10 protein-coding genes and 2 pseudogenes are annotated in these 21989 nt (G+C 66.5%); 7 read left to right on the forward strand and 5 right to left on the reverse strand.

Going from position 1 to position 21989, the window contains the following annotated elements; all coding sequences use genetic code 11:
- The first annotated feature begins 127 nt into the window (after positions 1 to 127).
- Positions 128 to 1651: a fumarate hydratase gene (locus QE385_RS13495; RefSeq protein WP_307102657.1), complete on the forward strand. Its 1524-nt coding sequence runs from the start codon at positions 128 to 130 to the stop codon at positions 1649 to 1651.
- Positions 1652 to 1989: 338 nt separating this feature from the next.
- On the opposite strand, the gene QE385_RS13500 is transcribed toward QE385_RS13495, so the two are convergent.
- From QE385_RS13500 to QE385_RS13510, 3 genes are all read right to left on the reverse strand, one after another.
- Entirely contained in the window at positions 1990 to 3777 is a 1788-nt protein-coding gene (locus tag QE385_RS13500) for a long-chain fatty acid--CoA ligase (RefSeq protein ID WP_307102659.1), read from the reverse strand.
- 71 nt (positions 3778 to 3848) lie between these two features.
- Positions 3849 to 5594 (reverse strand): gamma-glutamyltransferase, encoded by a 1746-nt coding sequence (gene ggt / locus QE385_RS13505; RefSeq protein WP_307102661.1) that lies wholly within the window; start codon positions 5592 to 5594, stop codon positions 3849 to 3851.
- Between the two features lie 46 nt (positions 5595 to 5640).
- Positions 5641 to 6669 carry a quinone-dependent dihydroorotate dehydrogenase gene (locus QE385_RS13510; RefSeq protein WP_307102663.1) on the reverse strand — a complete coding sequence of 343 codons (1029 nt, stop codon included), beginning with the start codon at positions 6667 to 6669 and terminating at the stop codon, positions 5641 to 5643.
- A 330-nt stretch (positions 6670 to 6999) separates the two neighbouring features.
- Here QE385_RS13510 and QE385_RS13515 point away from each other — a divergent pair, with 330 nt between their 5' ends.
- Positions 7000 to 8088: a catalase family protein gene (locus tag QE385_RS13515; protein ID WP_307102665.1), complete on the forward strand. Its 1089-nt coding sequence runs from the start codon at positions 7000 to 7002 to the stop codon at positions 8086 to 8088.
- A 28-nt stretch (positions 8089 to 8116) separates the two neighbouring features.
- The gene (locus tag QE385_RS13520) at positions 8117 to 8890 is read left to right on the forward strand and encodes a metallophosphoesterase (protein ID WP_307102667.1); all 774 of its coding nucleotides are present in this window, start codon (positions 8117 to 8119) and stop codon (positions 8888 to 8890) included.
- Positions 8891 to 9013: 123 nt separating this feature from the next.
- Here QE385_RS13520 and QE385_RS13525 read toward each other — a convergent pair whose 3' ends face one another.
- Positions 9014 to 10252, reverse strand: a complete 1239-nt coding sequence (locus tag QE385_RS13525; protein WP_307102668.1) for a hypothetical protein — start codon at positions 10250 to 10252, stop codon at positions 9014 to 9016.
- Between the two features lie 398 nt (positions 10253 to 10650).
- Between QE385_RS13525 and rpoB the strand changes: the two genes are divergently transcribed.
- The 4 genes and pseudogenes from rpoB to QE385_RS13545 form a co-directional block, all read left to right on the forward strand.
- On the forward strand, positions 10651 to 14829 hold the full coding sequence (gene rpoB / locus QE385_RS13530) for a DNA-directed RNA polymerase subunit beta (RefSeq protein ID WP_307102671.1): 4179 nt from the start codon (positions 10651 to 10653) through the stop codon (positions 14827 to 14829).
- Positions 14830 to 14913: 84 nt separating this feature from the next.
- Entirely contained in the window at positions 14914 to 19200 is a 4287-nt protein-coding gene (rpoC, locus tag QE385_RS13535; protein WP_307102673.1) for a DNA-directed RNA polymerase subunit beta', read from the forward strand.
- Between the two features lie 269 nt (positions 19201 to 19469).
- The gene (locus QE385_RS13540; RefSeq protein ID WP_307102675.1) at positions 19470 to 19649 is read left to right on the forward strand and encodes a hypothetical protein; all 180 of its coding nucleotides are present in this window, start codon (positions 19470 to 19472) and stop codon (positions 19647 to 19649) included.
- 229 nt (positions 19650 to 19878) lie between these two features.
- A pseudogene (locus QE385_RS13545) lies at positions 19879 to 20714 on the forward strand (IS630 family transposase); the annotation flags it as partial.
- A gap of 21 nt (positions 20715 to 20735) precedes the next feature.
- Here the strand turns inward: QE385_RS13545 and QE385_RS13550 are convergent.
- A pseudogene (locus QE385_RS13550) lies at positions 20736 to 21931 on the reverse strand (IS3 family transposase).
- Positions 21932 to 21989 lie beyond the last annotated feature (58 nt).

The following is a 21989-nucleotide window of genomic DNA, read 5'->3' on the forward strand; positions in this document are numbered from 1 at the left end:
CCCGATCGGTGGTCCCCCGTCTTGCCTCAACGAAGTTAAGATAGATTAAAGTTTGGCCGGACGCGAAATGCCGTCATGGCTCCGCTGCGGCGTTGCAAGCCACGCGCCGCTGTCGCACAAGGCGCGCATGACGACCCTGATCCGCGACACCGACCTGATCGAGAGCGTGGCCGACGCGCTCCAGTTCATCAGCTATTACCACCCGATGGATTATATCCGCGCGCTCGGCAAAGCCTATGAGGCGGAGAAGAGCCCGGCGGCCAAGGATGCCATCGCGCAGATCCTGACCAACAGCCGCATGTGCGCGGAGGGGCATCGCCCCATCTGCCAGGATACCGGCATCGTCACCGTCTTCGTCAAATGGGGCCAGGATTGCCGCCTGTCGGGCGACCGGTCGCTGCAGGAAGTGGTCGATGAAGGCGTGCGCCGCGCCTATCTCCACCCGGAGAACAAGTTGCGCGCCTCGATCCTCGCCGACCCCGCCTTCACCCGCCGCAACACCAAGGACAACACGCCTAGCGTCCTCCATGTCGAGATGGTGCCGGGCAACAAGGTCACCGTCGACGTCGCGGCCAAGGGCGGCGGGTCGGAGAACAAGTCCAAGTTCAAGATGATGAACCCGTCCGACTCGATCGTCGACTGGGTGCTGGAAATGGTGCCGCAGATGGGCGCTGGCTGGTGCCCGCCCGGCATGCTCGGCATCGGCATCGGCGGCACCGCCGAAAAGGCTGTGCTGCTCGCCAAGGAATCGCTGATGGGCGCGATCGACATGGGCCAGCTGAAGGAGCGCGGACCCCGCAACGATATCGAGGCGCTGCGCATCGAGCTGTTCGACAAGGTCAATGCGCTGGGCATCGGCGCGCAGGGGCTGGGCGGCCTGTCCACCATCCTCGACGTCAAGATCCTCGACTGGCCGACCCATGCCGCGTCCAAGCCGGTGGCGATGATCCCCAATTGCGCCGCGACCCGCCATGCGCATTTCACGCTGGACGGCTCGGGCCCGGTCTATCTCGAAGCCCCCAAGCTGGAGGAATGGCCCAAGGTCGACTGGAAGCCCGACCTCCAGGCCGCTCGCCGCGTCGACCTGAACACGCTGACGCCGGAAGAGGTGAAGAGCTGGAAGCATGGCGACCGGCTGCTGCTGAACGGCAAGATGCTCACGGGGCGCGACGCCGCGCACAAGCGGATCAAGGACATGCTCGATCGTGGCGAGGAGCTGCCGGTCGAGTTTCGCGGCCGCGTGATCTATTATGTCGGGCCGGTCGATCCGGTCGGCGAGGAAGTGGTCGGCCCGGCGGGCCCGACGACCGCGACCCGCATGGACAAGTTCACCCGCATGATGCTCGACCAGGGCCTGCTGGCGATGGTCGGCAAGGCCGAGCGTGGTCCGGCGGCGACCGACGCGATCCGCGAATACCAGTCCGCCTATCTGATGGCGGTCGGCGGCGCGGCCTATCTGGTCGCGCGCGCGATCAAGGGATCGAAGGTCGTCGGCTTCGAGGATCTGGGCATGGAGGCGATCTACGAGTTCGACGTGGAGAATTTCCCCGTCACCGTCGCGGTCGATTCCGAAGGCCAGAACGTCCACACGCTGGCCCCGTTGGTCTGGCGCGACAAGATCGCCAAGGAAGGCCTGCTGACCCCGGCGTGATGGGGCGATTTAGGGCTGATCGACATTCAGTACTGCTTCTTCTTCCCCTCTCCCCTGGATAGGGGAGAGGGTTAGCGAAGCTTGCCAGCCTGCTGGCTAGCGCAGCTTGGGTAAGGGGTTGAGCGAGCCCAAAAGGCTCGCGCGCTCGCAGAACGAGCGCCCACCCCTCACCCAGCTCCGACTAAGCCTTTGCTTTCGCAAAGACCAAGTCTGCGCAACCCTCTCCCCTCTGCGAGGGGCGAGGGAGGGAAAGGCATGGCTGAATGGCGATCCGCCCTAGCCGCTCCCGCTGGGGGGAGGGGCGTGTCAGGCGTCGGACGCGATCGCCATCCGTCCGTTCAATTCCTGTAGAGCGCGTCCAGTCGCTCGCCATAGATTTCGCGCAGGACGTGGCGGCGGATCTTCAAGGACGGGGTCAGCTGCTCGTTCTCGATCGTGAAGGGTTCGTCGGCGATGATGAAGCGGCGGATGCGTTCGGTCACCGACAGGTCGCGATTGACCCGGTCGACCGCCGCCGAGACCGCCGCGCGGAAGTCGAGATCGTCGTCCAGCGCGGTGCGGTTGCACCCCGTCCCCGACTTCGCGCACCATTCCGCCGTCCATTCGGCATCGGGCACGATCAGCGCGACCATATAGGGACGCCGGTCCCCCGCGATCATCGCCTGGCCGATCTCGGGCTGGAGCGTCAGCATCCCCTCGACCTTCTGGGGGGCGACATTCTCGCCCTTGTCGTTGATGATCAGGTCCTTCTTGCGGTCGGTGATGCGCAGGCGACCGGCCGCGTCGAACTCGCCGATATCGCCGGTATGCAGCCAGCCGTCCTTCAGCACCCGCTCGGTCTCGACCGGATTGCGCCAATAGCCGTGCATGACCAATTCGCCGCGCACCAGTATCTCGCCATCTTCGGCGATGCGGACCTCGGTATCCGCCAGCGGCGGGCCGACCGTTTCCATCCGCACGCCGGCGCGCGGCCGGTTGCAGGCGATGACCGGCGCGGCCTCGGTCTGGCCATAGCCTTGCAGCAAGGTGAGGCCGATCGAATGGAAGAACAGCCCGACCTGGGGATTCAGCGGCGCGCCGCCCGACACCATCGCCTTCAGCCTTCCGCCGAACTTCTTGGCGATCTTGGGCTTGAACAGCGTCGCCACCGCCAGTTGCGCGGGCCGGTCGACCAGCCGGAGCTTGCCGTCATAGCTGCGCGCGCCCAGCGCCAGCGCCTGGTCGAGCAGCCGCGCGCCGAGCCCGCCCTTCTTCTCGATCGCCTTGGCGATGCGGGTGTGCAGCACTTCGAACAGGCGGGGCACGACGAACATGATCGTCGGGCGCACCTCCTCGATATTGGCGGCCAGCTTGTCGAGGCCCTCGGCATAATAAATCTGCCCGCCCAGCGCGATCGGGAAATGCTGGCCGCCGGTATGCTCATAGGCGTGCGAGAGGGGGAGGAAGGACAGGAACACCTCGTCCTCCCAGCCGAAATCCTCCGCGATCACCGCGCTGCATCCGGCGCAATTGTGCAGGATCGCGCCGTGATGCTGCATCACCCCGCGCGGCGCGCCGCCGGTGCCCGAGGTGTAGATGATGCAGGCCAGGTCCTTGCGGCCGAAATCGGCCTGTGCGGCCACCGCATCGGGCGCGGTCGGATGCGCGGCGATCAGCGCGTCATATTGGCGGCACTCGATCTGCGCGGGGCCGAGCTTGAGCGGCTCGAACCCGATCACCGTCTGGACATGGTTGGAGCGCAGCGCGGCGGGGAGCAGCGTCGTCGCCAGCTTCTGGGTCGAGACGATGACCGCGCGCGCGCCCGAATTCTCGATGATATGGGTATGATCGCGCTCGGTATTGGTGGTGTAGGTCGGCACCGTGACGCAGCCCGCCGCCATGATGGCGAGGTCGGCGATGCACCATTCGGGGCGGTTCTCCGACACCAGCATCACCCGGTCGCCGCGTTGCAGCCCGGTCGCGCGCAGCCCCGCCGACAGGCTGGCCACCTGCCGCGCCGCCTCGGCCCAGCTGATCGCCTGCCACGCGCCGCCCTGCTTGCGCCACAGGAACGGCGCGTCGCCCTTTTCGGCGGCGCGGGTGAAGAACATGGTGACGAGATTGGGGAAATATTCGAGCGTACGCATGGTGCCTCTCCCACCGGCCCGTATCGTGCACGTCAACGCGCGATCGGGCTCTTTGTTTGCTGGTTCGTCGCTTACTCGGCCGGACGGCCCGGCTTGTCGCCGACACGCCGGATCGCCGTCATGCGGCCCGTCACGTCGATCGCCACGCCCTCGCTGCGCGGATCGGCGGCGCCGACCCAGCGGCCGCCGACGCGCTCGATGGCATTGGCCTTCAGCCCCATCGGCGCGACCGTCACCGTCTCGCCCAGTGCCTGGAGGCCGGGGACCAGCGCGACCAATGAGGTGCCCTGTTCGACCGTCGCCACATGGCCCGGCGCGAAGAGCAGCCCCTGCGCGATCGCATCCTGTGCGCTCAGCTTCCAGTCGATGACGCCGATGATCGCCTTGGCGACCTGCGCGATGATGGTCGATCCGCCCGCCGCGCCGATCGCCAGCCGGACCTTGCCGTCGGGGCCATAGACGATGGTCGGCGACATCGAGCTGCGCGGGCGCTTGCCGCCCTCGACTCGGTTGGCGACGAGGTCGCCGTCCTTGACCGGCACGATGTCGAAATCGGTCAGCTCGTTGTTGAGCATCGTGCCGTCGACCGACAGGCCCGATCCGAACGAGCCCTCGACGGTGGTCGTCACCTCGGCGACATTGCCCGCATCGTCCACGGTCAAGAGGTCGGTGGTGCCGGGCACCTCGCTGACCGGGGCGCGGACGCGCGGCGGGGCGCCGGGCGGCGTGCCGGGCGACACCGAGGCCATGGTGCGATCGGGCGAGATCAGCGCCGAGCGGTCGGCGATATAGGCCGGATCGAACAACCCTTTCAGCGGTACGCGGACATAATCGGGGTCGCCCAGATACATGTCGCGATCGGCATAGGCGAGCCGCGAGGCCTCGGCGAACAGATGCCAGGCCACCGGCGAATCCTTGCCCAGCTTGGCCATGTCGAAACGTTCGAGCAGCTTCAGGATCGACAACATGGTCGATCCGCCGCCCGAGGACGGGCCCATGCTGCAAATCCGGTAGCCGCGATAGGGCGCGCAGAGCGGCGGGCGGGGCTTGGCGGCATAGGCGGCGAGATCGCCGGTCGTCATCTTCGACGGATTGCGCGTCGCGGTGTTGACGGTCGTGACCAGCTTCTGCGCCTGGGGACCGACATAGAAACTGTCCGGGCCGAGCCGTGCGATTCGCTCCAGCAGCGCGGCCTGTTCGGGATTGCGGATGATGCTGCCCAGCGGGAGGACCTGGCCATCGGGTCCGGTCAGCCGCGCGCGGGTCGCGGCATCGACATGGCCGCCATAGCGGGTCAGCGCGGTCTGGAGCCGCGGGGTCAGCTGGAACCCGTCGCGGGCCAGCCGGATCGCGGGCTGGAATAGCCGCGCCCAGGGCAGCCTGCCGCCCTTCGCATGCGCCAGCGCCATGCCGCGCAGCGCGCCGGGAACGCCGACGCTGCGCCCGCCGGGAACCGCCTCGGCATGGGATAGCGGGCGGCCATCAGGGCCGTAGAACCAGTCGGGGGTGGCGGCCATCGGCGCGGTCTCGCGCGCGTCGATCGTGTCGGTGCCGCGCGCGCTGTGGCGAACCCAATAGCTGCCGCCGCCGATGCCGGAGCTTTGCGGCTCGACCACGTTGAGCGCCAGCATGGTCGCGATCGCGGCGTCGGTCGCGCTGCCCCCGGCGCGCAGGATCTCGACCCCGGCGGCGGCGGCGCGGGGATCGGCGGCGCTGACCATGCCCTGGGCGGGGGCCTTGGCGGCGGGCTGGCGCGCCTCGACGGGCGCGACGGGGGCCAGCGCGAGCGCCGCCACGGAGAGGAGCCAGTGCTTCATGCCGCCGACCCTAGCGGCAAGGGTCGGCCCCCGCCAAGCCGTAACGTCAGGCGCCGACCGCTTCGGCGATGCTGGCGAACCCGTCGCGGGCGAGCAGCGCGTCGAGATCGGCGAGGATGCGCGCGGCCAGCCCCGGCCCTTCATAGACCAGCGCGGAGTAGAGCTGGATCAGGCTCGCGCCGCTGCGGATGCGGGCATAGGCCTCCGCGCCCGAATCGATCCCGCCCGCCGCGATCAGCGTCATCGCCGCCCCGGTGGCCTTGCGGAAATCGGCGAGCCGCGTGCGGGCGAGCGGGGCGAGCGGACGGCCCGAAAGCCCGCCGGTCTCGGCGGCGTTGCCGCTCTTCACGTCCGGCCGGGTGATGGTGGTGTTGCCGATGATGATCGCGTCCAGCCGGTGGTCGATCGCGGCGCGGGCGATCTCGTCGATCTGTGCGGGCTCCAGGTCGGGGGCGACCTTCAGGAACAGCGGCACGGCGCCCGCGGCTTCGCGCGAGGCGGCCAGCAGCTCGGCGAGGGCGGGCCCGTGTTGCAGGTCGCGCAGGCCCGGCGTGTTGGGGCTGGAGATGTTGATCGTGACATAATCGGCGATCGGCGCGGCCTGGGTCACGCCGTGGCGATAGTCGGCGATGCGGTCGGCCGCGTCCTTGTTCGCGCCGACATTGATGCCCAACACGCCCTTGCGCTTCGCGGCGCGCGCCCGCGCCAGTCCCGCATCCAGCCCGCCATTGTTGAAGCCATAGCGGTTGACCACCGCCTTGTCCTCGACCAGCCGGAACAGGCGGGGCTTGGGGTTGCCGGGCTGGGGCCTGGGGGTCAGCGTGCCGATCTCCACCATGCCGAAGCCCAGCCCGAAAAAACCGTCGATCGCCTCGCCATTCTTGTCGACCCCCGCCGCCAGCCCCAGCGGATTGGCGAAGTCGATCCCCGCCACCTGCGTCGCCAGCCGGGGATAGCGCGCCGGATCGGCCCCCATCGGCGCGCCCAGCGACCCCCAGCGCGACAGCATCGAAACCGTCAGACCATGGGCGCGCTCGGCATCGAGGGCGAAGAGGAGCGGGTGATAAAAGGCCATGTCGGCCCGGTTAGCGGATTGCGGAGGGAGGGGGAAGATTGTGCTTTCTTCCGTCAATTTCTCCGCTCCCCCTCCCGCAGGCGGGAGGGGGTTGGGGGGAGGGCAGGGTGTCTCACCGAGTCCATCGCCCATGGCCTTGCCCTCCCCATCCCAGTCTCAGGTAAACGATGCCCCGCATCGTTCAGGTCATGCCGGGGGCATGACCGGCCTGAAACTCGCTTGCGGGAGGGGAGCGGCAAGATCGAAGCGCGTGCGCCTTCGCTGAGTCAGGGCTTAAGGAACGCTATCACCCAACATGGGTTGGTGGGGACCCACAGGGAGATCCCCCCGATGAAGACCCCCGTCGCATTCACCCCCCAGGTCGAAGACGTGAAGCCCGATGAAGGCGAAACCGTCGACCAGATGAAACAGTCCTTCGCGCATATCCTCGACACCACGTCCAGGGACTATGGCCACGGCGTCCGCGCGGTCCATGCCAAGGCGCATGGCATCATCCGGGGCATGCTGACGGTGCATGACAATCTCCCGCCCGAACTGGCGCAGGGGCTGTTCGCGACGCCGGGCGAGTATGAGGCGGTGGCGCGCATCTCGACCAATCCGGGGGACATATTGGACGATGCGATCGGCTTGCCGCGCGGACTGGCGCTGAAGGTGATCGGGGTCGAGGGCGAGCGGCTGCCCGGTTCCGAAGGCGATGCGACCCAGGACTTCGTGATGGCCAATGCGCCGGTCTTCACCGCACCGACGGCGGACGCCTTTGCCAAGAATCTGAAGATGCTGGCCTCCACCACCGACAGGTTCGAGGGCGGCAAGAAGCTGCTATCGGGCCTATTGCGCGGGATCGAGGCGACGTTGGAGACGGTCGGGATCGAAAGCGCGACGCTCCAGACGCTGGGCGGAGCCAAGCCGGTGCACCCGCTGGGCGAGACCTATTACAGCCAGACGCCGTTCCGCTATGGCGACCATATCGCCAAGTTCGCGCTGTTCCCGGTCAGCCCCGCGCTGACCCAGCTGACCGGCGACACGGTCGACACCCATGACCGTCCCGACGCGCTGCGCGAGGTGGTGCGTGAGGTGATGATCGAGCAGGGTGGCCAGTGGGAGTTGCGTGTCCAGCTCAACCGCGACCTGGACTCCATGCCGATCGAGGATGCGACCGCCGAGTGGAGCGAGGCGGACAGCCCCTATGTCACCGTCGCGACCTTCACCGCCGCGCCCCAGATCAGCTGGCGCGACGGCGAGACCCATGCGATCGACGATGCGCTGTCCTACAGCATCTGGCACGGGCTGGCGGCGCACCGGCCGCTGGGCAATATCAACCGCGCGCGCAAGGACACGTACCGCTTCTCCGCCGAGTATCGCGGCCGGGTGAATGGCTGCCCGATGCACGAGCCGCGTGCCATGGCCGAGTTGCCGTGACGGGGACGCACAGGCTAGGACGGGCCGCATGATCCGCCTGTTTCATGTCAGCGACGTGCATTTCGGTGCCGAGGACCCCGCCGCGCTCGCCTGGTTCGCCGAGCGGGTGGCGGTGGAAAAGCCCGATGCGGTCATCATGACCGGCGACCTGACCATGCGCGCGACCAAGCGCGAGTTCCAGGCGGGCGGCGCGTGGCTGCAATCGCTCGGCGTGCCGGTGACGGTCGAGGTCGGCAATCACGACATCCCCTATTATTGGGACCCGTTCCGGCGGCTGTTCGCCCCCTATCAGCGCTATGCCGCGGTCGAGCGGATGATCGAGAAGCCGCTCGACCTGCCCGGCGTGACGGTGGTGCCGCTCAAGACCACCGCGCGCGCCCAGTGGCGGTGGAACTGGTCCAAGGGGCGGGTCAGCACGGGGTCGCTGCGCCGCGCGCTGGCGCTGATCGAGCAGGCGCCCAAGGATCACCTGATCCTGGTCGCGGCGCACCACCCGCTGATCGAGGGGCCGACCAAGGGTACCGCCAAGACCCGCAACGGCGATGTCGCGCTGACCCAGCTGGCGGCGGCGGGCGCGCATGCGGTGCTGAGCGGGCATGTCCATGACCCGTTCGACGTGCCGATCGACCGCGATGGCCGGATCATCCGGATGATCGGGGCGGGCACCCTGTCCAAGCGGACGCGCAAGACGCCGCCCGCCTTCAACGAACTGCGGATCGAGGGGCTGGGGTTCGAGACGCTGGTCCGCAGCCTGGACGAAGCCCCGCCGCATGTCATTACCGAGGATATGCGGGCAGGGTGATCGGGCGAGTTGGGGCCTAGCCTTCGACTTCGCTCAGGCGGAACGGAGGTTGGGGCCCGCTTTCTGATCGTCAGTCGTTCGGGCTGAGCGAAGTCGAAGCCCAGGCCCCGACCTCGCCGAAAATCACCCCCGCATCACATGCGGCCGCGCTGCGATCTGGTCGTACATCCGCCCCGGCTGGTCGAGCCAGATCGGCGACAGCTTGGTCGAATCCGCCCGCGCCAGCCCGACCGCATAGGTGCAGCGCGCCACACCCCAGTCGGTATGCGCGGCGGCGGCCAGGATGGGCACGAACATCGGGCGGCCCGCCGCATCGATCACATGGATCGCCTCACGCGGCAGCGCGGTGACCCCGCGGACCGTCCGGCTCTCGCCCGGCGCCAGTGCGAAGGGCGGGACCACCGGCCGTCCCTGCGGCTGATAGGCGAGTTCGACCAGTTGCTCGTCCAGCCCGGCATGCGCGCTGAGCAGCCGCAGATCGACCGCGACCCGCCCGATCGGGGTCGCGCCGGTGTTGCGGACCGTCACCTCCGCCTCGATCGTCGCCGACAGCATGTTGAGCCCGACGCGCAGCGGGCGCGCCTCGACCGCCAGGAAGCTGGGCTCGGGCGGCAACGGCGGCAGCGATGGCGGGGCCGGGGGGGCGACCGGCTCGGGCGCGGCGGAGGCGGGGCGCGGGTCGGGCCCCGCCGGACGCGTCGCCACCGGCTCGGCGGCGGGTTCGGGGCGGGGCATCGGCGCGGACTGGGCGCGCGCGGGGCGGCTGCGCCGACCCAGCCAGATTCCGATCAGCAAGGCCGCCAGTCCGGTGCCGATCAGCAGCGGCCAGAAGGGCAGGGTGCGATCCGTGTCGGCCTGTTCGGGCGCGGTGGTGCCCGGGGCGACGATGGCCGGGGCCTGGCCATTGCCGATCGTCATGCCGTCCATCGATTCGGTCCGGTCGACCATCGGCGTCTCGGGATCGGGCAGGCGCGTCGCGGGCGGCTCGGGCGAGGGCAGCGGCGTCGGCTCGGCGGTCGGGCTGGGCGTCGGGGTCGGCGACGGTGCGGGCGTGGGGCGCGGCGTCGGCCGGGGGGCCGGGGGCGCACGCGGGGTCGGTGTCGGCGTCGCCTCGGGCGTGGACTGGCCGGGCAGGACCAGGCGCGGCGTGGGCGGCGTCGGCACCGGGGTCTGGGTGGATTGGGGCGAGGATGCGCGCGGCGTCAGGCTGAATCCGTCCAGCCCGCCGGAGGAACGGCCCGCGGCGTCACTGTCCTGCGTGATGGTCTGGGCGAGGACGGGGCTGGCGAGCATCGGGGCAAGCACCGGCGCCAGCGTCAGGGCAAGAAGGCGCGCGATGCGACGCGGCCCGGACGATGTCATCAACTGCATTCCTCGTGGTAACTACAATCTTCACCGGCCGCCTGGGCCATCGACCCGACCATATAGCCGTGCCCGGTAGGCCCGGCGGATGCAACCCCTTGTGTAGCGCGATATGCGGCCAATATATGGCAGAGCGCGCCGGGGCCGGAACTTTCCCGCCCTTGTGGCGTGCGGCGGCTGGACAGTTCGGGTGTCCGTCCCTATATGGCAATCATCCACCACAATCTTCGGGAAATGATGCGCCTTCGCGCAGCGTGTCGGTCGAATGGAAGATTGCTGGTTCAACGGACGCCGGATGCCGCCGCATGTGAATGCGAGCGGCCTTTCGGCGTCCGATGTTGCGTCCCGTCCGGAGGCATCCGGGCAGCGAATTGACGGCTGACGAGGCAGACAGACCCATGGCAACCAAGGCGATCGACAGCGGCTCCGCCCCGCGCAAGGGCGATGGCGGCACCGCCAAGCGGCGTATCCGCAAGGTGTTCGGCGACATCCACGAAGTGGTGCAGATGCCGAACCTGATCGAGGTTCAGCGCGAAAGCTACGAACAGTTCCTCCGTTCGGACAAGTCGCGGGGCCATGTCTCCGGGCTGGAAAAGACGCTGCGCAGCGTCTTCCCGATCCAGGATTTCGCCGGGACGGCGTATCTCGACTTTGACGATTACGTCCTGGAGGACCCGAAGTTCGACGTCGAGGAATGCCGCCAGCGGGGCATCACCTATGCCGCGCCGATGCGCGTCACGCTGCGCCTGACCGCGTTCGAGGTCGATCCCGACACCGAAGCCAAGTCGGTCATCGATATCAAGGAGCAGGACGTCTACATGGGCGACATGCCCCTGATGACGGAGAACGGCACCTTCTTCATCAACGGCACCGAGCGCGTCATCGTCAGCCAGATGCACCGTTCGCCGGGCGTGCTGTTCGACCATGACCGCGGCAAGACCCATGCCTCGGGCAAGTATCTGTTCGCCGCGCGCGTGATCCCGTATCGCGGTTCGTGGCTGGACTTCGAGTTCGACGCCAAGGACATCGTCAATGTCCGTATCGACCGCAAGCGCAAGCTGCCGGTGACGGCGCTGCTCTATGCGCTGGGCATGAACTCGGAAGAGATCCTCAACTATTTCTACAACCGCTTGACCTTCGTTCGCGGCGACGGCGGCTGGAAGATCCCGTTCCAGGCCGAGAACTGGCGCGGTGCCAAGCCGATGTTCGACATCGTCGATGCGAACTCGGGCGAGGTCGTGTTCCCCGCCGGTCAGAAGATTTCGCCGCGCGCCGCCAACAAGGCGGCCAAGGACGGCCTGACCCAGCTGCTGATCCCGACCGAGGAAATCTTCGGTCGTTACTCGGCCTATGACCTCATCAACGAGCAGACCGGCGAAATCTATGTCGAGGCCGGTGACGAGATCAGCGCCGAGAATCTCGAAGCGCTGGACAAGGCGGGCGTCGACACGATCGAGCTGCTCGACATCGACCATGTTGCCACGGGTCCGTGGATCCGCAACACGCTGAAGGCCGACAAGGCCGAAGAGCGCGAGCAGGCGCTGTCGGACATCTACCGCGTCATGCGCCCCGGCGAGCCGCCGACGCTGGAGACGGCGGAAGCGCTGTTCGCAGGGCTGTTCTTCGATCCCGACCGCTACGACCTGTCGGCCGTGGGCCGCGTCAAGCTGAACATGCGCCTCGACCTCGACTGCCCGGACACGGTGACGACGCTGCGCACCGAGGACATTCTGGCGGTCGTCAAGACGCTGGTCGACCTGAAGGACGGCAAGGGCGAGATCGACGATATCGACAATCTCGGCAACCGCCGCGTGCGTTCGGTGGGCGAGCTGCTGGAGAACCAGTATCGCGTCGGCCTGCTCCGCATGGAGCGCGCCGTGAAGGAGCGCATGTCGTCGGTCGACGTGTCGACGGTGATGCCGAACGACCTGATCAACGCCAAGCCCGCAGTCGCCGCAGTGCGCGAGTTCTTCGGTTCGTCGCAGCTGTCGCAGTTCATGGACCAGACCAACCCGTTGTCCGAAGTGACGCACAAGCGTCGCGTCTCGGCGCTCGGGCCGGGCGGTCTGACGCGTGAGCGTGCGGGCTTCGAAGTCCGCGACGTTCACCCGACGCACTATGGCCGTATCTGCCCGATCGAAACGCCGGAAGGCCCGAACATCGGTCTGATCAATTCGCTGTCGACCTTCGCCCGCGTCAACAAGTATGGCTTCATCGAGACGCCGTACCGCAAGGTGATCGACGGCCGCGTGACCGACGAGGTCGTGTACCTGTCGGCGATGGAGGAGCAGAAGCACACCGTCGCGCAGGCTTCGGCCGCGACGGATGCGGACAATCGCTTCACCGAGGATCTGGTCTCGGCGCGTCAGGCGGGCGAGTTCCTGATGGCGCTGCCAGATCAGATCACCCTGATGGACGTCAGCCCCAAGCAGCTCGTCTCGGTCGCCGCCTCGCTCATTCCGTTCCTGGAAAACGACGACGCCAACCGCGCGCTCATGGGCTCGAACATGCAGCGTCAGGCCGTGCCGCTGGTGAAGGCGGAAGCGCCCTTCGTCGGCACCGGCATGGAAGAGACGGTGGCCCGCGACTCGGGCGCGGCGATCGCGGCGAAGCGCGCCGGTATCGTCGACCAGGTCGATGCGTCGCGCATCGTGGTTCGCGCGACCGGCGAGGTCGATGCGGGCAAGTCGGGCGTCGACATCTACACGCTGATGAAGTTCCAGCGTTCGAACCAGTCGACCTGCATCAACCAGCGTCCGCTGGTGAAGGTGGGTGACGTCGTGCGGGCGGGCGACGTGATCGCCGACGGCCCCTCGACCGAGTTCGGCGAGCTGGCGCTGGGCCGCAACGCGCTCGTCGCGTTCATGCCCTGGAACGGCTACAACTATGAGGACTCGATCCTCATCTCCGAGCGGATCGTGAAGGACGACGTGTTCACGTCGATCCATATCGACGAGTTCGAAGTCATGGCGCGCGACACCAAGCTCGGGCCGGAAGACATCACCCGCGACATTCCGAACGTGGGTGAAGAGGCGCTGCGCAACCTCGACGAGGCGGGCATCGTCTATGTCGGGGCCGAGGTGGAGCCGGGCGACATCCTGGTCGGTAAGATCACGCCGAAGGGCGAATCGCCGATGACGCCGGAAGAAAAGCTGCTCCGTGCGATCTTCGGTGAAAAGGCCAGCGACGTGCGCGACACCTCGCTGCGTCTGCCGCCGGGCGTTGCCGGTACGATCGTCGACGTGCGCGTCTTCAATCGTCACGGCATCGACAAGGACGAGCGCGCGATGGCGATCGAGCGCGAGGAGATCGAGCGTCTGAAGAAGGACGCCGACGACGAGCGCACGATCCTCAACCGGGCGACCTGGAGCCGCCTGCGCGAGATGCTGCTCGACCAGACCGCCACCGCCGCGCCCAAGGGCGTGAAGAAGGGCATCGTGATCGATGCCGAGGTGCTGGAATCGGTCGATCGTCACGAATGGTGGAAGTTCGCCGTCGCCGACGATGCGCGCCAGAGCGATCTGGAAGCGGTCAAGGCCCAGTATGACGAAGCCGCCAAGCGGATCACGGACAAGTTCCATGACCGCCGCGACAAGCTGGAGCGTGGCGACGAGCTGCCGCCGGGCGTGCTGAAGATGGTCAAGGTCTTCGTGGCGGTGAAGCGCAAGCTGCAGCCGGGCGACAAGATGGCCGGCCGTCACGGCAACAAGGGCGTCATCAGCCGCATCCTGCCGCAGGAGGACATGCCCTTCCTCGCGGACGGTACGCCGGTCGATCTCGTGCTGAACCCGCTGGGCGTGCCGTCGCGCATGAACGTCGGTCAGATCTTCGAGACGCATCTGGGCTGGGCGGCGCGCAACCTGGGTATGCAGGTCGCGGCGCAGCTCGAGGATTGGCGCGAAGCCAATCCCGACGCCAAGCCGGGCGCGGTGCCGGAAGCGGTGAAGGCGCGGCTCGTGGAAATCTACGGCGATCACTATGCCGAAGACATCCAGAACCGTGACGACGAGGAAGTGGCCGAGCTGGTCCAGAACATCCGCACCGGTGTGCCGATGGGGACCCCGGTGTTCGACGGCGCGCGCGAGAGCGACGTGTCGGAGATGCTGGAGCTGGCGGGCCTCCACACCTCGGGCCAGTCGGACCTGTTCGACGGGCGCACCGGCGATCAGTTCGACCGCAAGGTGACCGTGGGCATCATCTACATGCTGAAGCTCCACCACCTGGTCGACGACAAGATCCACGCGCGTTCGATCGGCCCGTACTCGCTCGTCACCCAGCAGCCGCTGGGTGGTAAGGCGCAGTTCGGTGGCCAGCGCTTCGGTGAGATGGAAGTGTGGGCGCTGCAGGCTTATGGCGCGGCGTACACGCTCCAGGAAATGCTGACGGTGAAGTCGGACGACGTGGTCGGCCGCACCAAGGTCTACGAAGCGATCGTCAAGGGCGACGATACCTTCGAGGCGGGCATTCCGGAGAGCTTCAACGTGCTGGTCAAGGAAATGCGCTCGCTGGGTCTCAACGTCGACCTCAAGTCGATGGAAGACGCCCAGGACGACGGTCTGGCCGAGGCGGCGGAGTAAGAAACGGAGCCGGTGGGGCCACCCGCCCCGCCGGCCTCTTTCTCGCTCGCCCGATGAATTTTCCCTCCCTGTGAGGAAAGCAAAATGAACGAACTGACCAACTTCGCCAATCCGGTGGCCAAGCCGGAAACCTTCGACCAGATTCAGATCGGCATCGCGTCGCCCGACAAGATCCGTTCCTGGTCGTTCGGCGAGATCAAGAAGCCCGAGACGATCAACTACCGCACGTTCAAGCCGGAACGTGACGGCCTGTTCTGCGCGCGCATCTTCGGTCCGATCAAGGATTACGAATGCTTGTGCGGCAAGTACAAGCGCATGAAGTACAAGGGCATCGTCTGCGAGAAGTGCGGTGTCGAAGTCACGGTGTCGAAGGTCCGCCGCGAGCGGATGGGCCATATCGAACTGGCCGCCCCCGTCGCGCACATCTGGTTCCTGAAGTCGCTGCCGAGCCGCATCGGCCTGCTGCTCGACATGCAGCTCAAGCAGCTCGAGCGCGTGCTGTACTTCGAAGCCTATATCGTCATCGAGCCGGGCCTGACCCCGCTGGAGAAGTATCAGCTTCTCACCGAGGACGAACTGCTCGACGCGCAGGATGAATATGGCGAGGACGCCTTCTCGGCCGGTATCGGCGCCGAGGCGGTCCGCATCATGCTCGAGAGCCTCGACCTCGAGGGCGAGCGCGTGCAGCTTCTGGAAGAGCTGGCGACGACCAAGTCGGAGCTGAAGCCCAAGAAGATCATCAAGCGCCTGAAGGTCGTCGAGAGCTTCATCGAATCGGGCAACCGTCCCGAATGGATGATCCTGGAAGTGATCCCGGTCATCCCGCCCGAGCTGCGCCCGCTGGTGCCGCTGGACGGTGGCCGCTTCGCGACCTCGGACCTGAACGACCTGTATCGCCGCGTCATCAACCGCAACAACCGCCTGAAGCGCCTGATGGAGCTGCGTGCGCCGGATATCATCGTCCGCAACGAAAAGCGCATGTTGCAGGAAGCGGTCGACGCGCTGTTCGATAACGGCCGTCGCGGCCGCACGATCACGGGCGCCAACAAGCGTCCGCTGAAGTCGCTGTCCGACATGCTGAAGGGCAAGCAGGGCCGCTTCCGTCAGAACCTGCTCGGCAAGCGCGTCGACTATTCGGGCCGTTCGGTCATCGTGACCGGCCCGGAGCTGAAGCTGCACCAGTGCGGCCTGCCGAAGAAGATGGCGCTCGAGCTGTTCAAGCCGTTCATCTATGCCCGTCTGGACGCCAAGGGTCTGTCGATGACCCTGAAGCAGGCCAAGAAGTGGGTCGAGAAGGAGCGCAAGGAAGTCTGGGACATCCTGGACGAGGTGATCCGCGAGCACCCGGTCATGCTGAACCGCGCGCCGACGCTTCACCGTCTGGGCATCCAGGCGTTCGAGCCGGTGCTGATCGAGGGCAAGGCGATCCAGCTTCACCCGCTGGTCTGCTCGGCGTTCAACGCCGACTTCGACGGCGACCAGATGGCCGTGCACGTCCCGCTGTCGCTCGAAGCGCAGCTGGAAGCGCGCGTCCTGATGATGTCGACCAACAACATCCTGTCGCCCGCCAACGGCAAGCCGATCATCGTGCCGTCGCAGGACATGGTGCTGGGCCTGTATTACCTCTCGCTCGAAAAGCAGAAGGAACCGGGCGAGGGCATGATGCTGGCGGATATGGAGGAGGTCCATCAGGCCCTCTTCGCCGGTGCCGTGACGCTGCACACCAAGATCATCAGCCGCGTTCCGCAGACCGATGAGAATGGCGAGCAGTATCTCAAGCGCTATGAGACCACGCCGGGTCGCATGTTGCTGGGCGAGTGCCTGCCCAAGAGCCACAAGGTGCCCTTCGACATCGTCAACCGCGTCCTGACCAAGAAGGACGTCGGCGAGGTGATCGACGAGGTGTATCGTCACACCGGCCAGAAGGAGACCGTGCTGTTCGCCGACGCGATCATGGCACTGGGCTTCCGTCACGCGTTCCGCGCCGGCATCTCGTTCGGCAAGGACGACATGATCATCGCGCCGGACAAGGATCGTCTGGTCGATGAGACGCGCGAGCAGGTGAAGGACTTCGAGCAGCAGTATCAGGACGGCCTGATCACGCAGCAGGAGAAGTACAACAAGGTGATCGACGCCTGGAGCCGTTGCGGCGACCAGGTCGCGAACTCGATGATGAACGAGATCAAGGCGGTCCGGCATTACGAGGACGGCCCGATGGAAGGCCGTGAAAAGCCGATCAACTCGATCTACATGATGGCCCACTCGGGCGCCCGTGGTAGCCCCGCGCAGATCAAGCAGCTGGCGGGCATGCGCGGCCTGATGGCCAAGCCGTCGGGCGAGATCATCGAAACGCCGATCATCTCGAACTTCAAGGAAGGTCTGACCGTTCTTGAATATTTCAACTCGACCCACGGCGCGCGTAAGGGCCTGGCCGACACGGCACTGAAGACGGCGAACTCGGGTTACCTGACCCGCCGTCTGGTCGACGTGTCGCAGGACTGCGTCATCATCGAAGAGGATTGCGGCACGACCCGCGCCCTCGAGATGAAGGCGATCGTGCAGGGCGGTTCGACCATCGCCTCGCTCGGCGAGCGTATCCTGGGCCGCACCACGGCCGAGGACATCGTCAACGCCAAGACCGGCGAAGTCATCATCGCATCGGGCGTCCTGCTCGACGAGCCGATGGTGGCGAAGATCGAGGCGGCGAACACCCAGTCGGTCAAGATCCGCAGCCCGCTGGTCTGCGAATCGAAGGTCGGTGTCTGCGGCAAATGCTATGGCCGTGACCTCGCCCGCGGTACGCCGGTGAACATCGGCGAAGCGGTCGGCGTCATCGCGGCGCAGTCGATCGGTGAGCCGGGTACGCAGCTGACCATGCGTACCTTCCACATCGGTGGCGCGGCGCAGCTGAACGAGCAGTCCAACCTGGAAGCGGCGGTGGACGGTGTCGTCCAGTTCCGCGACCTGCGCCTGATCGTCGACCAGCGTGGTCGTCGCGTGGTGCTGAGCCGTTCGGGTGAGATCGCGATCGTCGACATGGACGGCCGCGAGCTGTCGGTCGACCGTATCCCCTACGGTGCGTACGTGCTGTTCGACGATGGCCACATCGTGTCGAAGGGCGACCGCATGGCCGAGTGGGATCCGTTCACCATGCCGGTGATCACCGAAAACCCCGGCACGGTGAAGTTCCAGGACCTCATCGAGGGCAAGACCCTGACCGAGCAGGTCGACGAAGCGACGGGTATCGCCCAGCGCGTCGTCACCGAATATCGCGCCTCGACCAAGTCGAAGGAGGATCTGCGTCCGCGCATGACCCTGCTCGACGACAATTCGGGCGAGGCCGGTCGCTACATGCTGGCGCCGGGTGCGACGCTCTCGGTCGAGGACGGGGCGCAGGTGCAGGGCGGTGACGTTCTGGCCCGTGTCGCGCGCGAGTCGGCCAAGACCCGCGACATCACCGGCGGTCTGCCGCGCGTCGCCGAGCTGTTCGAAGCGCGCGTGCCGAAGGACTCGGCGATCATCGCCAAGGTCTCGGGCCGCGTCGTGTTCGGAAAGGATTACAAGGCGAAGCGCAAGATCGGCATCCAGCCCGAGGATGGCGGCGAGGTCGTCGAGTATCTGGTGCCCAAGTCGAAGGTGATCGACGTTCAGGAAGGCGACTACGTCAAGCGTGGCGACAACCTGATCGGCGGTTCGCCCGATCCGCACGACATTCTGGAAACGATGGGCGTGGAGCCGCTGGCCGAATATCTGGTCAGCGAAATCCAGGAAGTTTACCGTCTCCAGGGCGTGAAGATCAACGACAAGCACATCGAGACGATCGTTCGTCAGATGCTGCAGAAGGTCGAGATCACCGACGGCGGCGACACCACGCTGCTGAAGGGCGAGCAGGTCGATCGCGAGGAAATGGACGCGATCAACGACAAGCTCGACGCGAACCAGGTCCGTGCGCAGGGCAAGCCCGTCCTGCTCGGCATCACCAAGGCGTCGCTGCAGACCCGCAGCTTCATCTCGGCGGCGTCGTTCCAGGAGACCACCCGCGTCCTCACCGAGGCGGCGGTCCAGGGCAAGCAGGACACGCTGATGGGCCTGAAGGAGAATGTCATCGTCGGCCGCCTGATCCCGGCGGGTACCGGTGCGGGCATGAACCGCCTGCGCGTGGCGGCCTCCAGCCGCGACGCCGCGCTCCGCGCGCAGCAGCGCAAGCTGGCCGAGGCGATCGTCGCGCCGGTCAGCGCGGCCGAGCAGCGGGCGGCGGAAAACGCCCGTTCGCCGCGGGAAGACGTCGGCACGGGCAATGACCCGCTCGCCGAGGTCGCGCCTTCGGGTCACGGCACCGATGCGGATGCCGGTGAGTATCTGAACGACTGATCCGGCTAACGGATTGGAAACAAAGGGCCGCCGTCCGGGCAACCGGGCGGCGGCTTTTTTTGGAACGCCGTCGATCGGGTTTATCGTTGACGCGGATGCGTGGCTGACCGAGAGGCCGACGCGACGAAAGTCCCGGATTTGCGCCGAATGGAGGGTGCGTAGAGCCGGATACGGGAACCGAAATGCCCTCCCAACCATATACGAATATTGGAGAAGATCCCGGACGCGCGCGGGTTGTTGGCGTGCCGATGGGACCCCGGAGACCTGAAATGACGTCCCCCGAGATTGACGAAGACTATTTCTACCAGCGTGCCGAAACCGAACTCGAACTGGCCCAGAAAGCGACCCACCCCGCCGCGGTTAGAGCCCATTACATCATCGCGAACCACTATCTGGATCGCGCCTATAACCAGCCCGCCCATGGCGAGGTGATCGAAGCGGCGGAGTAACGAAAAGGGGACCTGCGGGGCCCCCTTTTTTCCAAGGGCTGAGCCGGCCGATCGACATTCAGCGATGCCTTTCCTTCCCTCGCCCCTCGCAGAGGGGAGAGGGTTGCGCAGACTTGGTTTTTGCGAGAGCAAAGGCTTAGAGCGTTTTCCGGCCGACCTGAGTCGACGGGGGATTCCCATGGCCGAGCTGATCTGATTCACGGTGCTGGCTGGATGGAGGCCGGCATTGATGGGCAAGCCGTTGTCGATGGATCTACGATCGCGAGCGCTGGCCGCGGTTGACGAGGGGATGAGTTGCCGGGCTGCGGCGGTGCGGTTCGGTGTGGCGGCCGCGACGGTGATCCGGTGGCACGACCAGCGCCGCAGCACGGGCACCTATGCCGCCAAGCCGCAGGGCGGGGACACGCGGTCGCGGCGGATCGAAGCGCATGCGCCCACGATCCTGGCGCTGCACGAAGCGCGTCGCGACATCACGCTGGACGAGCTGCGTCGCGAGCTGGGTCAGGCGGGCGTGACGGTGGCGATCTCGACGCTGCACCGCTTCTTTGCCCGTCACGGGATCACGCGCAAAAAAAGACCGGGCATGCGATCGAGCAGGATCGCGCCGACGTCCTGAGTGCGCGTGAGGACTGGTTTGATGGCCAGCTCGACCTCGACCCTGCGCGGCTCGTCTTCATCGACGAGACCTGGACGGCGACCAATATGACCCGCAGCCACGGCCGCTGCCGGCGGGGCGAGCGGCTGCGGATGGGTTACCCACATGGTCATCGCAAGACGACCACGCTGGTCGCTGGCCTGCGCATGACCGGCATGATCGCGCCGATGGTGCTCGACGGCCCGATCAACGGCGACTGGTTCGAGGCCTACGTCCGACAGGTTCTCGTGCCCGACCTCGGACGCGGCGACGTGGTCATCATGGACAACCTGTCCAGCCACAAGCGTGCCGGCGTCCGTGAAGCCATCGAAGCCGCAGGCGCCCGCCTCATGTTTCTCCCGCCCTACAGTCCCGACTTCAGCCCGATCGAGAAGGCCTTCGCCCGCCTCAAGGCTATGCTGCGCAGGGCCGGCTGAGTAGCCCCTAGTTTTCTAGACGCCTTCCGCGTTCAAAACCTGCTGCCGTTCGAACGCGACGGGCGACAGCATCCCGTTCCTGACCTGCTTGCGTACAGGGTTGTAGAACATCTCGACGTAATCGAACACGTCCTGCCGGGCTTCCTCACGGGTTTTATAGGTGCAGCGCCGGATGCGCTCACGCTTGAGCGAGGAGAAGAAGCTCTCGGCGACGGCATTGTCATGGCAGTTGCCGCGTCGGCTCATCGAGTGCTCAAGATTGTGAGCCCGGATGAAGCCAGCCCACTCCATGCTGGTGAACTGCGAGCCCTGGTCGGAGTAGATCAGTACCCGTTGCTTCGGCTTGCGCCGCCATACCGCCATGTGCAGCGCCTGCAGCACCACATCGGTGGTCTGTCGGCTCTGCATCGACCACCCTCCGCAGCCCTTCCAACGATGCTCCGCATCGCCGGAACCTTTGGCTGCTCCGCCCACCACGCGGCGGGAGTACAGGTCGGTCACGACCGCCAGATAGGCGAAGCCTTCCAGGGTGCGAATGTAGGTGATGTCCGTCACCCAGGCCCGGTCCGGCGCAGCGACGTCGAACTGGCGGTCCAGCGTGTTGTCGACCGCCAGGGACGGTTTGCCGCCATGGCTGCCGGGCCGGCGCTTATAGCCGATCTGCGCCTTGATGTCCGCCAATCCGGTCAACCTGGCAACCCGGTTCGGGCAGCAGGTTTCGCCGTGATCCAGCAGGTCGTCGTGCAGCTTGCGGTAGCCATAGACCTTGCCACTGTCGTGCCAGGCCCGCCGCAGCAGCTCCGTTTGCCGCGCATCTTCCCGAGCTCACCGGCTCAGCGGGCTCTTCTGCCAAGCATAGAAACCGCTGGGCTGCACGGCGAGGCAGCGGCACATTGCCCGCACGCCAAAGTGATCACGATGCTCGGCAATGAACGCGTATCTCACTTTGCATCCCGAGCGAAATACGCGGTGGCTTTTTTTAGGATGTCGCGCTCCTCGGTTACCCGAGCCAACTCGCGCTTCAGCTGGCGGATCTCGGCGTCCTTGCCGGCATCGCCGGATACGGCCTTCGCCAGCTGCCGCTTCCACGCATACAGCGAGTGCGCACTGACCCCGAGCCGCTGTGAGACCTCCGCTACCGGATACCCGCGCTCGGTGATCTGGGCCACCGCGTCACGCTTGAAGGCCTCGCTGAAATTCGGCTTCCCCATCATCGCCTCCTGTCCTCAAAATTAGGATCGAAGGCGTCCAGAAATCTAGGGGCTACTC

The sequence above is a fragment of the Sphingomonas sp. SORGH_AS_0950 genome (genome assembly GCF_030818415.1).
In the GTDB taxonomy this organism is placed as follows: domain Bacteria; phylum Pseudomonadota; class Alphaproteobacteria; order Sphingomonadales; family Sphingomonadaceae; genus Sphingomonas.